The organism is Roseateles sp. L2-2 (assembly GCF_050613215.1).
Lineage (GTDB): Bacteria > Pseudomonadota > Gammaproteobacteria > Burkholderiales > Burkholderiaceae_C > Roseateles > Roseateles noduli.
This window is the reverse complement of sequence record NZ_CP192509.1, coordinates 4,447,101-4,461,948: the sequence shown is the minus strand read 5'-3', so window position 1 is coordinate 4,461,948 and position 14,848 is coordinate 4,447,101. Positions and strand designations below refer to the sequence as shown.

General features: G+C 67.8%; 14 protein-coding genes. 2 read left to right on the top strand and 12 right to left on the bottom strand.

Annotated features, from left to right (window positions below; genetic code table 11):
- Positions 1-65: 65 nt before the first annotated feature.
- The 12 genes from ACQZ13_RS19870 to ACQZ13_RS19815 all read right to left on the bottom strand — a co-directional run bounded on the left by ACQZ13_RS19870 (position 66) and on the right by ACQZ13_RS19815 (position 13,033).
- Positions 66-1,847 carry a bifunctional metallophosphatase/5'-nucleotidase gene (locus tag ACQZ13_RS19870; RefSeq protein ID WP_431047409.1) on the bottom strand — a complete coding sequence of 594 codons (1,782 nt, stop codon included), beginning with the start codon at positions 1,845-1,847 and terminating at the stop codon, positions 66-68.
- Between the two features lie 114 nt (positions 1,848-1,961).
- On the bottom strand, positions 1,962-2,654 hold the full coding sequence (locus ACQZ13_RS19865; protein ID WP_431047407.1) for an AAA family ATPase: 693 nt from the start codon (positions 2,652-2,654) through the stop codon (positions 1,962-1,964).
- A 52-nt stretch (positions 2,655-2,706) separates the two neighbouring features.
- The gene (gene pnuC / locus ACQZ13_RS19860) at positions 2,707-3,351 is read right to left on the bottom strand and encodes a nicotinamide riboside transporter PnuC (protein WP_431047405.1); all 645 of its coding nucleotides are present in this window, start codon (positions 3,349-3,351) and stop codon (positions 2,707-2,709) included.
- A gap of 55 nt (positions 3,352-3,406) precedes the next feature.
- On the bottom strand, positions 3,407-3,676 hold the full coding sequence (gene ftsB, locus ACQZ13_RS19855) for a cell division protein FtsB (RefSeq protein WP_431047403.1): 270 nt from the start codon (positions 3,674-3,676) through the stop codon (positions 3,407-3,409).
- Positions 3,677-3,819: 143 nt separating this feature from the next.
- Positions 3,820-5,106, bottom strand: a complete 1,287-nt coding sequence (gene eno, locus ACQZ13_RS19850; protein ID WP_088405489.1) for a phosphopyruvate hydratase — start codon at positions 5,104-5,106, stop codon at positions 3,820-3,822.
- Between the two features lie 201 nt (positions 5,107-5,307).
- Positions 5,308-5,595, bottom strand: coding sequence for a DUF1330 domain-containing protein (locus ACQZ13_RS19845; protein ID WP_431047400.1), 288 nt, complete (start codon positions 5,593-5,595; stop codon positions 5,308-5,310).
- 51 nt (positions 5,596-5,646) lie between these two features.
- A complete protein-coding gene (locus ACQZ13_RS19840; protein ID WP_431047398.1) occupies positions 5,647-7,323 on the bottom strand; it encodes a CTP synthase in 1,677 nt (558 codons plus the stop codon).
- 61 nt (positions 7,324-7,384) lie between these two features.
- Positions 7,385-8,212, bottom strand: a complete 828-nt coding sequence (locus tag ACQZ13_RS19835; RefSeq protein ID WP_431047396.1) for an alpha/beta hydrolase — start codon at positions 8,210-8,212, stop codon at positions 7,385-7,387.
- Positions 8,213-8,282: 70 nt separating this feature from the next.
- On the bottom strand, positions 8,283-10,883 hold the full coding sequence (mutS, locus tag ACQZ13_RS19830) for a DNA mismatch repair protein MutS (RefSeq protein ID WP_431047394.1): 2,601 nt from the start codon (positions 10,881-10,883) through the stop codon (positions 8,283-8,285).
- A gap of 110 nt (positions 10,884-10,993) precedes the next feature.
- Complete coding sequence (locus tag ACQZ13_RS19825; RefSeq protein WP_431047392.1) at positions 10,994-11,410, bottom strand: hypothetical protein; 417 nt, start codon at positions 11,408-11,410, stop codon at positions 10,994-10,996.
- Positions 11,407-11,889, bottom strand: a complete 483-nt coding sequence (locus ACQZ13_RS19820; RefSeq protein WP_431047390.1) for a Panacea domain-containing protein — start codon at positions 11,887-11,889, stop codon at positions 11,407-11,409. The genes ACQZ13_RS19825 and ACQZ13_RS19820 overlap by 4 nt, the downstream gene beginning before the upstream one ends.
- Before the next feature lie 166 nt (positions 11,890-12,055).
- Positions 12,056-13,033 carry an inositol monophosphatase family protein gene (locus ACQZ13_RS19815; RefSeq protein ID WP_431047388.1) on the bottom strand — a complete coding sequence of 326 codons (978 nt, stop codon included), beginning with the start codon at positions 13,031-13,033 and terminating at the stop codon, positions 12,056-12,058.
- A gap of 107 nt (positions 13,034-13,140) precedes the next feature.
- Between ACQZ13_RS19815 and ACQZ13_RS19810 the strand changes: the two genes are divergently transcribed.
- Both ACQZ13_RS19810 and cysE read left to right on the top strand, forming a co-directional pair.
- Positions 13,141-13,944: an RNA methyltransferase gene (locus ACQZ13_RS19810; RefSeq protein ID WP_431047386.1), complete on the top strand. Its 804-nt coding sequence runs from the start codon at positions 13,141-13,143 to the stop codon at positions 13,942-13,944.
- Positions 13,945-14,077: 133 nt separating this feature from the next.
- Positions 14,078-14,845 (top strand): serine O-acetyltransferase, encoded by a 768-nt coding sequence (gene cysE / locus ACQZ13_RS19805; RefSeq protein ID WP_431047384.1) that lies wholly within the window; start codon positions 14,078-14,080, stop codon positions 14,843-14,845.
- Positions 14,846-14,848 lie beyond the last annotated feature (3 nt).

The following is a 14,848-nucleotide window of genomic DNA, read 5'->3' as shown; positions in this document are numbered from 1 at the left end:
GGACGCGATGCCCCCTGCGTCGCGGAGAGCCCGCGCCTGGCTTTCCGAAGTCGTTCTTCGAATGGTCAGGGCGTATCCACCCGCACTGAGCGATCCAGCGCCGTGGGCTTCACGCGCTGGGTCCCATGGGCCTTGAAGTAGGCTTCCAGCGCATCCACGTCCATCGGCCCGGTCTGCACCAGGCGCGCTGTCGTGAAGGTCTTGAAGCTGTCCCCGCCCACCTGCAGGAAGTTGTTGATCGCGACGCGGACCTTCTGGTCGGGCGCGACGGCCTTGCCGTTCAGCGTCATGCTGCCGGGCACCACGTGCGAGCCGAAGGGACGGCGGTTGTCCCAGCGGTAGCTGAAGCCTTGAGAGGTCTGCAGCGGCAGGAATTTCTTCGGGTCGTTGGCCCACCATTGTTCTTCCAGCACGGCCTGCAGCTGCGCGCCTGACAGTTCCACCACCACCAGCGCGTTCGAGAACGGCAGCGCTGCGAACAGGTCGCCGTAGGTGACCGTGTCGTCGTCGCGATGGATCAGTCCGGTGCGCACGCCGCCGATGTTCTGGAACGCGACCTGCGCGCCGCCGTTCTCCGGCGCGCGTGTCGCGGCCAGCATGGCATCGGCCACGAGCTGGCCCATCGTCGTGCCGCCGCCGTCGCTCCTGTCGTCGCCTTCCTTGCTCAGCGCCTGGGCCAGGAAGCCGACCTTGCGCTCGATCAGCGGCTGCGCCACGTGCTGGTAGCTGCTGATCAGCAGCGTCTGGCGCGGGTCCTTCGCCGTCTCCGGACGTACCACGACGTTGTTGGCGCGGACCTCGGTCATCGTGCCGGTGGCGCGGTCCAGGGTCAGGTCGATCTCGGTGACCAGGGTGCCGTACTTGTCGCCGCTGGTGACCAGCCGGCCGTCGACGCGGCAGTTGTAGGCGCGGTGCGTGTGGCCCGACACGATCAGGCCGACGCGCTTGTCCAGCTTCTTGACGATGTCGACGATCGGTCCGGAGATCTCCGGGCACTCGTTGATGCCACCGGTCGGGTAGCCGCCTTCGTGGATCAGCACGACGAAGGCGTGCACGCCCTGACGCTCGAGCTCGGGCACCAGGCGGTTGATCGTCTCGGCCTCGTCGTCGAAGCGCAGGCCGCGGATGCCGGTCGGGCTGACCAGTTCCGGCGTGCCCTTCAGCGACAGCCCGATGAAGCCCACCGGCACGCCGTCGAAGCGCTTGATCGCGTAGGCCGGCAGCACCGACTGGCCGGTCTTCTCGTCGATGGTGCTGGCGGCGAGGTACTGGTACTTCGCGCCCTTGAACTCGGTCGGGCCCTTGCAGCCGTCCTTCGTGTGGCAGCCGCCGCGCTGCTTGCGCAGCAGTTCCTCGATGCCCTGGTCGAACTCGTGATTGCCGACCGAGGAGATGTCCAAGCCCATCATGCCGAGCGACTCGATCGTCGACTCGTCATGGAACAGCGCCGACAGCAGCGGGCTTGCGCCGACCAGGTCTCCGGCGGCCACGAACACGTGGTTGGGATTCTTCGCCTTGATCTGCGCGACCACGGTCGCCATGCGCTCGGCGCCGCCGGCCTCCAGCGTGATCGTCTTGTCGGGGTTCTGCGGGTCCGGCAGCTTGATGCCGCCGGCCGGCGGGAGCAGGTTGCCGTGGAAGTCGTTGATCGCCAGCACCTTGACGGCCACCGTCGCGGTGGCAGGTCTTGCGGCCTTGACGGTCTTGGCGGCGCCCGGCGCGTCCAGCGACGGCGGCAGCGGCGCCTGCGGTCCGGAGGAGCTCAGCGATCCGCAGGCGGCGAGCAGCGCCGCGCTCAGCAGCATCGACAGGGCGCCCAACGGGCGGCGGACGGAAGGACGGTTCATCGGGGAGGCTCCAGGAACGCCATGAATCTCGAAAAATTCGATGCTCGCAAATGTTTGCGAGACCGAAGCGGCGGATTGTGCCTCGCCTGTGTGGCGGCGCCGTGAGTGCCGCGTTCAGTCGCGCGGTGGGCGTTCGGCGTCGCGGCTGGCGGTGCGGCTGGCGTGCTCGCACGCCGGGTCGTCGCAGAGTTCGCAGCCCTGCCAACGGCCGTCACCGCCCAGGCTTTCCTCGCGCTGCAGCAGGCGGCCGAAGAGACCGTCCTCGCGGCCGAGGTGCGGCCTCAGCAGCGGACCGAGCGCGTTGAGCGCCTGCTGCAGCCGCTCCGGGCCGCTGCCCGAGACCAGGCTGTAGCCCAGGCCCGCGTCGCGCAGCGCGCGGCGTAGCAGGCGGTCGGTGGGCTGCTGCGCATGCGGACCGTCGCGCATGTTGTCGGCGATCCAGGGCAGGTCGAGCGCCATCAGCAGGGTGGCGTCCATGCGGGCCTGGACCTGAAGGGCGAACGGGTAGAGGCTGGTGTCGTCGAAGAGCTGCTCGCTGTAGACGGCGGTCATCAGCGGCGTCGTGTCGTGCAGGACGAGGTCGTGATCCGTCGCGGCGGCTTCGGCCCGGCGCCATTGTTCCTCGGCGATCCCCCGCTGCTCGTCAGGGCGCGGCGTGCGCTGCTCGCGCTCGCACCACTCGCGCAGGTACTCGCCGACCAGCGCGCAACGCAGCCGCGTCTGGGCGCTCAGGTGCGCCAGTAGCGCGACGCCGAGGCGGCTCTTGCCGGTGCTCTCGGCGCCGACGAGGGCGATGTGCAGGGTCATGGGAGAACGGCAGGCGCGGACGCTTCGGGTCGACGGGGTCAGGTGTCGCCGCTCAGGCGGCGATCGCCGCCGGTCGCAGCTGTCGTTGCCACGCCCGCCAGCCCGCCACCGACATCGGCACGAACACCGCGTACAGCACGACCGTCAGCCAGTAGCCCTTCAGCGCGAACAGTCCGATGCTGACCAGGTTGACCATCACCCAGACGGGCCAGTTCTCCTGGTACTTGCGGCCGAGCAGCCACTGGCCGGTGATGCTGGCCACCGTGGGGAGGGCATCCCAATAGGGGAGGGGGGAATCGGTGCGGTGCTGCAGGAACAGTCCCAGCAGCGGCCAGGCCGCGAGCGTGAACAGCAGGGCGGTGACCCGGCCCTTGGGCCCCAGCGTGCGCACGTGCAAGGTGTCGCCGTCTGCGGTGCGGCCGCGCATCCACTGCCACCAACCCCACAGCGCCAGTGCCGCGAACAGCAGCTGCAGCGACGCCTCGCCGTAGAGCTTGCCGCTCCAGAACAGCAGGAAGTAGAGCAGCGAACTGGTCAGCGCCAGCGGCCACGCCATCACCTGCACGCGCATGTTGCAGACGACCATCCAGATCGCGAGCGCGAAGGCGACGAGCTCCAGCCAGCTGATCGGGCTGCCCAGGGCATGGAAGGCGGGCGACAGCGCCCAGGCGAGCACGGCATCCATCGGCGAAAGCATGCGGGTATGCGGAAGGGAAAGTGCGGAGAGGGAGATTGTCGCGTGTCCCGGCGCCTCAGCGCCGCAGCGGGACGAAGACCTCGTCCGGCTTGACCATGCCCAGTTCCATGCGGGCCTTTTCCTCGACCATCTCCAGGCCTTCGCGCAGGTCCAGCAGTTCGGCCTGCAGCTGCGCGTTGCGCGCGCGGGCCTTCTCGTTGGCGTCGGCCTGCTCGCGCAGCTCGGCACGCAACTGGACGCCGCGGGCCAGTCCGCCCTTGCCGAACCAGAGCTGGGCCTGGATGGCGACAAGGAACGCGGTGAGGACGATGGCCAGGGCTTTCACAGGCCGCGAGTTTAGCTGCAACGAAAAAGGGCAGGCCCGCTGGCCTGCCCTTCGAACGCGGGGAGCGCCCGCGCGGTGCACACGGTTGGCGCCGTGCACCTTGCCGACAACCCCCCGCCGGAGCAGGGGGGCGGCGCAGGCGATCAGCGCAGGTTGTAGAACGCCGCGCGGCCCGGGTACACCGCCACGTCGCCCAGGTCTTCCTCGATGCGCAGCAGCTGGTTGTACTTGGCCATGCGGTCCGAACGCGACAGCGAACCCGTCTTGATCTGGCCGGCGTTCAGGCCGACCGCGATGTCGGAAATGGTCGAATCTTCGGTCTCGCCCGAGCGGTGCGAGATCACGGCCGTGTAGCCGGCGCGCTTGGCCATCTCGATGGCGGCGAAGGTCTCGGTCAGCGTGCCGATCTGGTTGATCTTGATCAGGATCGAGTTGGCGATGCCCTTGTCGATGCCTTCCTTCAGGATCTTGGTGTTGGTGACGAACAGGTCGTCGCCCACCAGCTGCACCTTGTCGCCCAGCTTCTCGGTGATGTGCTTCCAGCCGTCCCAGTCGCCTTCGGCCATGCCGTCCTCGATCGAGATGATGGGGTACTTGTCGACCCAGGTGGCCAGCATGTCGGTCCACTGCTCGGCCGTCAGCTGGATGCCGCCTTCGCCTTCCAGCACGTACTTGCCGTCCTTGTAGAACTCGCTGGCGGCGCAGTCCAGGCCCAGGGCGATCTGCTCGCCGGCGGTGTAGCCGGCCTTGTCGATCGCTTCCAGGATCATCTGGATCGCGGCTTCGTGGTTCTCGACGTTCGGGGCGAAGCCGCCTTCGTCGCCGACGGCGGTCGACATGCCCTTGGCGTCGATGATCTTCTTCAGCGCATGGAAGACTTCCGCGCCCCAGCGCAGCGCCTCGCGGAACGACGGCGCGCCCACGGGGATGATCATCAGCTCCTGCAGGTCGATGGAGTTGTTGGCGTGCGCGCCGCCGTTGATGACGTTCATCATCGGCACCGGCAGCTGGTTGCCGCTCATGCCGCCGAAGTAGCGGTACAGCGGCAGGCCCGATTCTTCCGCGGCGGCGCGCGCCACGGCCATCGACACGGCCAGCATGGCGTTCGCGCCCAGGCGGCTCTTGTTCTCGGTGCCGTCCAGGTCGATCAGGGTCTTGTCCAGGAAGGCCTGCTCGGAGGCGTCCAGGCCCAGCACGGCTTCCGAGATCTCGGTGTTGATGTGCTCGACGGCCTTCAGCACGCCCTTGCCCAGGTAGCGCGACTTGTCGCCGTCACGCAGTTCGATGGCTTCGCGCGAGCCGGTGGACGCGCCCGACGGCACGGCCGCGCGGCCCATCACGCCGGACTCCAGCAGCACGTCGCATTCCACGGTGGGGTTGCCGCGGCTGTCGAGGATCTCTCGGCCGACGATGTCAACAATGGCGCTCATGGGAACAGTCTCCAGAAGTGAAAAAACTCGGTCGGCGCGCATGGTGCCAGCAACGGGTTACCTGTGCTGAACATCTTGGGCGTCAGTCAGAGGCCCGAGAGGGCCGACTTATCAAGCGAAGCCGAGGGAACCGGCTTTGCCGGGCCCTCTGGCTTGCCCCCTTGGGGGGCGCGCGCGAGCGCGTAGGGGGGAGCCATTCATTCAGACGCCGTCGACCACGATCATGCGCATGACGCCGGCGTGCTCGCGCAGCGACTTGGCATGCTGATAGGTCTCGGAGTCGTAGAAGGCCTTGGCCGCCGCGCGGTCGGGGAACTTCAGCACCACCAGGCGGTTCGGCGTCCAGGGGCCTTCCAGCACCTCGAACGCGCCGCCGCGGACCAGCACCTCCGCGCCGTGCTCCTGCATCGCCTTCGTGCTCCATTCGCGGTACTTCGCCATCTGGTCGGCGTCGGTCACGGTCACGTCGGCAATGATGAAGGCGGGCATGGGCGGTGTCTCGTTCGTGGGTGTCTGAAGTCGTCCGGATCCCGGCGCGGATCAGGCCGCCGCGGGGGCGCTGACCTCGTGGCCGGCCTTGGCCTTGTGTTCCAGCGCGGCCTTGATGAACGCGATGAACAGCGGGTGGCCGTCCCACGGGGTCGACTTGAACTCCGGGTGGAACTGCACGCCCATGTACCAGGGGTGCACGGTGCGCGGCAGTTCGACGATCTCGGTCAGCTTCTCGCGCTGCGTGATCGCCGAGATCACCAGGCCGGCGTCCTGCAGCTGTTCCAGGTATTGCTCGTTGGCTTCGTAGCGGTGGCGGTGACGCTCGTTCACCACCGGGCCGTAGATCTCGTAGGCCAGCGTGCCCGGCTTGACGTCGGAGCTCTGCGCGCCCAGGCGCATGGTGCCGCCGAGGTCGGACTGGGCGTTGCGCTTCTGGATGGAGCCGTCCGCGTCCTGCCATTCGTCGATCAGCGCGATCACCTTGTGCGGCGCGTCGGGTTCGAACTCGGTCGAGTTTGCGCCGTCCAGGTGGGCCTTGTGGCGCGCGTACTCGATGGTCGCGACCTGCATGCCCAGGCAGATGCCCAGGTAAGGCGTCTTGTGCTCGCGGGCGTACTGGGCGGCGAGGATCTTGCCCTCGACGCCGCGCTTGCCGAAGCCGCCGGGCACCAGGATCGCGTCGTACTTGTCGAGCTGCTTCGAGTGTTCCGCGTCCAGCGTCTCCGAGTCCACGTACTCGATGTTGACGCGGGCGTGGTTGTGGATGCCGGCGTGGCGCAGCGCCTCGTTCAGCGACTTGTAGCTGTCCGACAGGTCGGTGTACTTGCCGCACATGGCGATGGTGACTTCGGTCTTGGGGTTCTCGACCTCGTTGACCAGCGTGTCCCAACGCTTCAGGTCGGTGGACTTGGTGTTGAGCTGCAGCTTGGTGCAGATCAGCTGGTCCAGGCCCTGCTCGTGCAGCACGCGCGGCACCTTGTAGATGGTGTTCACATCCCACATGGAGATCACGCCGTACTCGGGCACGTTGGTGAACAGCGAGATCTTCTCGCGCTCGTCGTCGGGCACGCGGCGGTCGGCGCGGCACAGCAGCGCGTCGGGCTGGATGCCGATCTCGCGCAGCTTCTGCACCGTGTGCTGGGTCGGCTTGGTCTTGAGTTCGCCGGCCGCGGCGATCCACGGCACGTAGGTCAGGTGCACGAACGCGACGTTCGTCGGGCCCATCTTGAGGCTCATCTGACGCGCGGCTTCGAGGAAGGGCAGCGACTCGATGTCGCCGACCGTGCCGCCGATCTCGACGATCGCCACGTCCACCGCGTCCGGCGTGCCGTGACCGGCGCCGCGACGGATGAAATCCTGCATCTCGTTGGTGATGTGCGGGATCACCTGGACGGTCTTGCCGAGGTAGTCACCGCGGCGTTCCTTCTCCAGCACCGACATGTAGATCTGTCCGGTGGTGAAGTTGTTGCTCTTCTTCATCCGCGTGGTGATGAAGCGCTCGTAGTGACCCAGGTCCAGGTCGGTCTCCGCCCCGTCGTCCGTCACGAACACTTCACCGTGCTGGAACGGCGACATCGTCCCCGGATCCACGTTGATGTAGGGATCCAGCTTGATCAGGGTGACTTTGAGGCCGCGGGACTCGAGAAGGGCCGCGAGAGAGGCCGATGCGATGCCCTTGCCGAGAGAGGACACGACACCGCCGGTGACGAAGACGTACTTGGTCATTGTCTTGCAGCGCGGGGACTTCCGAGCGGAATCCCGAAAACGCCGTGGTGGTAAAGCGCGATTATAGCGATGCCGTTTTGGCCTCGATGTCGCCCATCAGTTCGAGGACGAGGGCAGCCGTGTCGTCGGGTCTTTCGAAGGGGTAGAGGTGGGTGCCTTCGAACCAGCGGAACAGGTCCTTGGCCAGCGCCTTGGAGCCGGCCGCGTTGGCGTGCCGGAGTTCCTCCGACTGCGTGCCGGCGATGAAAGCCACCGGGCACTTGGGCGCGTGGCCCTTCAGGATGCGCGGCAGGTTGTGCGGCAGCGTGTTGTAGATGCGGGTCTCGATCTCGCGCTTGAAGCCCAGGCGCACCTGGCCGTCCTCGTGCGCGTCGAAGCCGCTGGCGATGTAGTCCTTGAGCACGCGGGGATCCCAGCGTGCGAACTTGTTCTTGGCGGCGAAGTGCGCATGCGCCTCGTCGAGGCTGGGCCATTCGTAGCGCCGCTGGTGCGAGATCTTGCCCGGCGAGATGCGCTTCATCAGACCGGTGGACTTCACCACCTGCACGCTGTGCGCGCGCCAGCCGTCGATCACCGGCGAGTCCAGCATCACCAGCCCGCGCGCCAGCCCCGGCTTGCGGCAGGCGACCAGCAGCGACAGCAGCCCGCCGAGCGAGTGTCCCGCCAGCATCACCGGTCCGGTCGGCCGGACCTCGTCCTGGATGAAGTGCAGCAGCTCGTCGCGCAGGTGCGGCCAGTTGCTGGTCACCGGATAGCGCGGATCGTGGCCGATGCGCGGCAGGGCGTGCACGGTCCAGCCCGCGTCGCGCCAGCGGTCGAACAGCACCCGGTAGCAGCCCGCCGGAAACCCGTTGGCATGCGAGAAGACGAGGGTCTTGGCGGCGTCCATGGGCGGGGAGGGCCTGTCGGGTGGAAAGGGCGGAAAGGGCGGAAAAAGCGGAAAGGGCTGAGGCGCCGGCTCAGTCGCGGCCGGCGGCCAGCAGCTTGAGCTGGTACAGCGCCGCGTGGGCCTCGCGCGGGCTCAGCGCATCGGGATCGAGGTCGCGCAGCGCGTCCAGCAGTTCGGACGGTTCCTGCGCCGCCGCGCCCGGCGCGGGTTCCGGCGGTGCGGCGAACAGGTCGATCTGCGACTCGCCTTCGGTGGCCCGGGCTTCGAGCGCTTCCAGCGCCGCGCGGGCCTGGCGCACCACCGGACCCGGCATGCCGGCCAGCCGCGCGACCTGCACGCCGTAGCTGCGGCTCGCGGGGCCCGGCTGGATCTCGTGCAGGAACACGATGTCCTCGCCGCTCTCGACCGCCGACACATGCATGTTGACCGCCTGCGGGTGCTTGGCCGGGAACTCGGTCAGCTCGAAGTAGTGCGTCGCGAACAGGGTGAACGCGCGGCACTTGTCGTGCAGGTGGGTGGCGATCGCGCCGGCCAGCGCCAGGCCGTCGAAGGTCGAGGTGCCGCGGCCGATCTCGTCCATCAGCACCAGCGACTGTTCCGTCGCGCTGTGCAGGATGGCGGCGCCTTCGGTCATCTCGAGCATGAAGGTGGACTGCGCGTTCGCAAGGTCGTCCGCCGCGCCGATGCGCGTGTGGATCGCGTCGATGGGGCCGAGCCGGCAGGCGCTCGCCGGCACGTAGGCGCCGATGCCCGCCAGCAGCGCGATCAGCGCGACCTGCCGCATGAAGGTGCTCTTGCCGCCCATGTTGGGGCCGGTGATGACCATCAGCTTGGTGCGGGCGTCCAGGCGGCAGTCGTTGGCCATGAACTCGCCGCCGCCGGTCTCGCGCAGGCGGGCCTCGACCACCGGATGGCGGCCGCCCTGGATGTCGATGCAGGGATGCGGAACGAACTCCGGGCGGCACCAGTTCAGCGTCGCCGCGCGTTCGGCCAGCGCCGCCAGCGCGTCCAGCGAGGCGAGCGAGCGCGCCAGGCGGCTCAGCGCCGGCAGTTCCTCGGTGAGCTGATCGATGACCAGCTCGAAGAGCATCTTCTCGCGGGCCAGCGCGCGTTCGTTCGCGGACAGCGACTTGTCCTCGAAGGCCTTGAGCTCGGGCGTGATGAAACGCTCGGCGTTGGTCAGCGTCTGGCGGCGGGTGTAGTCGGCGGGGATCTTGCCGAGGCCGCTGTTGGTGACCTCGATGTGGAAGCCGTGCACCTTGTTGAACTTGACGCGCAGGTTGTTGATGCCGGTGCGGGCGCGTTCGCGGACCTCCATCGCGAGCAGGAACTTGTCGCAGTCGGTCTGCACGGCGCGCAGGTCGTCGAGCTCCTCGTCGAAGCCCTTGGCGATCACGCCGCCGTCGCGGATCAGCGCCAGCGGTTCCTCGGCGATCGCGCGGCTCAGCAGTTCGGCGATGTGCGGCGAGGCGCGCAGGCCTTCGGACAGCTGTTCCAGCAGGGCCGCGCCGCCGGGCACGGTCTGGGCCAGTTCGGGCAGGATCAGCAGGGTCGCCCGCAGGCCGGCGAGTTCGCGCGGCTTCACCTGGCGCAGCGCGATGCGCGCGGTGATGCGCTCGACGTCGGAGACCTGGCGGAACGCCTCGCGCAGCGGCTCGACGCCGGCGACCATCAGCTCGGCGATGGCGTCCTGGCGCACCCGGGCGGTGCTGCGGTCGCGTTCCGGATGCAGCAGCCAGTGGCGCAGCGTGCGGCTGCCCATGCCGGTGCGGCAGGTGTCCAGCAGCGACAGCAGCGTGGGCGCGGTTTCGCCGCGCAGCGTCTGCGTCAGCTCCAGGTTGCGTTGCGTGGCGGGTGGCAGGTCCAGCAGGTCGGAGCTGCGCACCACGCGCAGACTCTTCAAGTGGGTCAGCGCGCGCGCGCCCTGCGTGCTTTCGGCATAGGTCAGCAGGCAGGCCGCCGCCGCGTGGGCGACGGGCAGGTCATGGGCGTTGAGGCCCTGCAGGTTGATCACGCCGAGCTGCTCGCAGAGCTTGCGGTTGCCCAGGGGCGCGTCGAAATGCCAGTTCTGGCGGTTGGTGATCGGCAGCTTGGCGGCCAGCACGGCCTGCGGATGCTTCTCGCGGTCGGCCAGGACTTCGGCCGGCGACAGGCGGGCGATCCAGGACGGCAGGTCGCGTTCGCTGCACTGCGCCAGTCCGATCTGGCCCTGGGTCATCGAGAGCCAGGCCAGACCCAGGGTCTTGCCCTGGGTGGCGACGGCCAGCAGGACGGAGTCCTGCTTGTCGGCGAGCAGCTCCTGGTCGATGACGGTGCCGGGCGTGGCGACGCGCTGGACCTTGCGCTCGACGGGGCCCTTGCCGACGCCGACCTCGCCGGTCTGCTCGGCGATGGCGACGGACTCGCCGAGCTTGATCAGCTTGGCGAGGTAGGAGTCCAGCGAGTGCACCGGTACGCCGGCCATCACCACGGGTTCGCCGCCGCTCTGGCCGCGGGTCGTCAGCGTGACGTCGAGCAGCGCGTTGGCCTTGCGCGCGTCGTCGTAGAAGACCTCGTAGAAGTCCCCCATCCGGTAGAAGAGCAGCGTGTCCGGATGCTCGGCCTTGAGGCCGAAATACTGCTGCATCATCGGCGTGTGGTGGCTGTAATCGGCGGGGACGGCACTGGTCATCGGGGTCGGTGGGGGCGGCAAATGGACAACGCCCTCGGGATGAGGGCGCTGGGGCGGCTGATTGGGGAACGAGTGTAGGGCATGGCCGTTCATGGTCGAGTGCTCCGGGCTCATTGGTAGAGACGATGTTCGGGATCCAGCCAGACGATGTAGAACACCTCGTCGACCAGGATGCCGTGGACGCGCCCGTGCTTGTTGGCGCTGAGTTGGAATTGCCAGGCTTCGTGACCGTCCCAATCGCCCGGCAATGGTGGAAAGCCGCGTGTCTCGGTCGTTTCCTCCCAGACGTGTCGATGCGCGCGGAGCGCCTTGCCCTTGCTGCATCGGAACTTTTCGACCTGAAGCGAGGAGATTGCTTGCAGCCTCGATAGCAGATGCAGCAGGTACTGCCGCGCGTCGATGGGCGATTCCAGCCCGAACTTTCGAGTCGTCTGCAGCAGACGGAAGGAAAACTTCATCAGATCGTCTGGCAAGCCTCGGCTGACATGTTCACGGACGGCAGGCCTCAGGGGCTGGCGCTTGTTCATGCGGCCTCCCTCAGCGCGTCCTCTGCCTGGAAGAAGCGCTTCATCGACTCGTGGGTGACTTCCGCGCGACAACCTTCGTGATGGTTGGACAGGCCGTTTCGAGCCTCCATCCAAGGCGCCTCCATGCGCGTACGGATGTGCAGTGAATAGCCGGTATCGATCCCGTAGAGCTCGATGACCTCATCGATCAGCTTGCGCAACCGGACGTCAAGGTCTTGTGGCTGTTCGATGGGCTCCATGATCGGACGACCCCAATGCCCGTTGTAGAGATCGTGGACCGCCGGGCAGGTCGGTCCGTGCATCCAGGCTTCCAGCCGCTCCGGAAAGGCGGGCTCCTCGAAATGCGCGAGATGCCAGCCCTGCACGTAGTACAGCAGCTTGTGCAGCTTCGCTGTCGTGATGGGATCGCCGACCTCCTGGAATGCGGCAAGGATGTAGTCGGAGATCTTCTTGGCAGTGACGGTGGCGGTGGAGGGCATGGTGTTCACCTCTCGGGTCGTTGTGCGAAATGCTTGAAGCCATGCTAGGTCTGCTGCAGCGGGCCGCGCTTCAACCGTTCGCGCCAAAAACGACAAAGCCCTCCAAGGGAGGGCTCTGTTTGATCGGCGTCAAAGACGCCGCGGATCGTCGGGAAGGCCGATGGAATCAGGCTTCCGCGCCGCCGTCGTTCTTCTTGATGCGCACCGGCGCGCGCTTCTTGGTCGCGTCGGTTCCCCCTTCGGTGGTGGCCGCGGCCTTCTTCTTGGGGGCCGCCTTGTCGGTCGGCGCTCCGCCGGCGGCCGCCTCGGCGTCGGCGTCCAGCGCGTCCTGCGTGATCACGCGGGTGTAGGGCGCCAGGATCTGGACCAGCGGGCCGTAGATGCGCGGCGTGCCGGCCACGATCTCGCGCTGGTGCAGGAAGTCCGGCTCGCCGGTGAAATTGCCCACCAGGCCGCCCGCTTCCTGGATGATCAGCGAGCCTGCGGCCACGTCCCAGGGGTTCAGGCCGGTCTCGAAGAAGCCGTCGTAGTGGCCGGCGGCCACGTAGCACAGGTCCAGCGCCGCGGCGCCCGGACGACGCACGCCGGCGACCTCGGTCATCACTTCCTCGAACATCTTCAGGTAGCGCTTGAAGTTGTCGCCGCGACGGAACGGGAAGCCCGTGCCGATCAGCGCGTCGCTCATGCGGGTGCGCTTGCTCACGCGGATGCGCTTGTCGTTCAGGTAGGCGCCGCGGCCCTTGGTCGCGTAGAACAGGTCGTTGCGGGTCGGGTCGTAGACGACGGCCTGCTGCACGATGTTGCGGTGCGCCAGCGCGATCGACACGCAGTAGAACGGCAGGCCGTGGATGAAGTTGGTCGTGCCGTCCAGCGGGTCGATGATCCACTGGTACTCGGAATGCTTCGCGCCGTATTCGCGGCCGGATTCTTCGGCCAGGATGCCGTGGTCGGGGTAGGCCTGCAGCAGCGTCTCGATGATCGCCTGCTCGGCGGCCTGGTCCACTTCGGTCACGAAGTCGTTGGGCGACTTGGTGTTGATCTTCAGGATGTCCAGGTCCATCGACGCGCGGTTGATGATCGCGCCGGCGGTACGCGCCGCCTTGATGGCGACGTTGAGCATGGGATGGTGAGCGGCTTGCGTCATGCGGGACGGTTCCTGTGGGAAGTGGACTGGCGAAAGGAAAGAGCGGGCGCTGGCTCGGGGCCGGCGCGGATAATCCTCCATTTTGACACAGACTCGTGGTTTCCCCTATGCCCCCGGCTGACTCCGGCACGACCGCTCTCCTTCCGACGTCGGATCCGACACGTTTCGTGCTGATCGAGACCAGCCACCCCGGCAACGTCGGCTCGACCGCGCGGGCGATGAAGGTGATGGGCTTCCGCGACCTGGTGCTGGTGCGGCCGCGCTTCGCCGACGTGCTGAGCCAGGAGGAGACGGTCGCCATGGCCAGCGGCGCGGCCGACATCCTGGCGCGAGCGCGCATCGTGGATCGCGTCGAGGACGCGCTCGACGGCTGCACCTTCGTCTGCGCCACGGCGATGACGCCGAGAGACTTCGGGCCGCCGACGCGCGAGCCGAGATCGCTGTTCGCCGAACTGGCGAAGGGGGAGCCACACCCCCATCAGGTGGCCTTCCTGTTCGGGTCCGAGCGCTACGGCATGAGCAACGAGGATGTGTACCGTTCGCACGCGGTGCTGTCGATCCCGACGCATCCGGAATATGGTTCGCTGAACCTGGCGCAGGCGGTGCAGTTGATCTCCTACGACTGGCGCCAGGCGCTGGGCGGCTTCGCGGTGGAGGCACGCACCGCCGATCCGCAACTGGCCGACGCGCAGGCGGTGCAAGGCCTGCTGACGCATCTGGAAAGCAGCCTCGTGCACCTCGGCTACCTCGACCCGGCGTCGCCCAAGAAGCTGATGCCGCGTCTGAACCAACTCTTCAATCGCGCGGGTCTGACCAAGGAAGAGATCCACATCCTGCGCGGTATCGCCCGTGCGATAGCGAAGACCCACCCCGCCGCCGGCACGCCCCCCGCACTTGGGGGAGACGAGTAGCGCAAGCCTGGCCGAGGGCGTGGTGCTCGCGCGGCACACCAGTAAGCCTGCGCCGGGCAAGGTCGGGACCCGCCGCTAAACTGGCCGACCCTCAGCTCCAGCCCCTCGCGGGCTGCCATCGGGTTCCCCCACCATGTTCCAGCGTCTTCGCGAAGACATCGCCTGCATCCTCGAACGCGACCCCGCCGCTCGCTCGGCCTGGGAGGTGCTGACCTGTTACCCGGGTCTGCACGCGTTGGTGGTGCATCGGTGTGCGCACTGGTTCTGGCGGCGCGGGTTCCGGTGGCTGGGGCGCTTCACGTCCCACATCGGCCGCTTCCTCACCGGCATCGAGATCCACCCCGGCGCGACCATCGGCCGGCGGGTGTTCATCGACCACGGCATGGGCGTCGTCATCGGCGAGATGACCGAGATCGGCGACGAGGTCACCATCTACCAGGGCGTGACCCTGGGCGGCACCTCGCTGGTGAAGGGCGCCAAACGGCACCCGACGCTGGAGCGCGGCGTCATCGTCGGTGCGAACGCCTGCATCCTCGGCGGCTTCACGGTCGGGGAGGGCGCGCGCGTCGGCTCCGGCGCGGTGGTGACCAAGCCGGTGCCTGCGGGCGCGACGGCGGTCGGCAATCCGGCGCGCGTCATCGAGGCCAAGCTCGATGCCAGACGCGAGGAGGCCGCGGCGCGGATGGGCTTCTCGGCCTACGGCGTGACGCAGGGCGACGATCCGGTGGCGCTGGCCATGAAGGGTCTGATCGACAACGCCGCCACCCAGGAGCACCAGATCGCGCTGCTGTGGCAGGCGATCGCGAAGCTGTCCGAGGAAGAGCGCAAGGACTGCGTGCCGCAAGGCGCGCAGCAGGGCGAGCACTTCGATGCGGCGGAGCTGTCGCGGCTGGTGAAGTGAGCC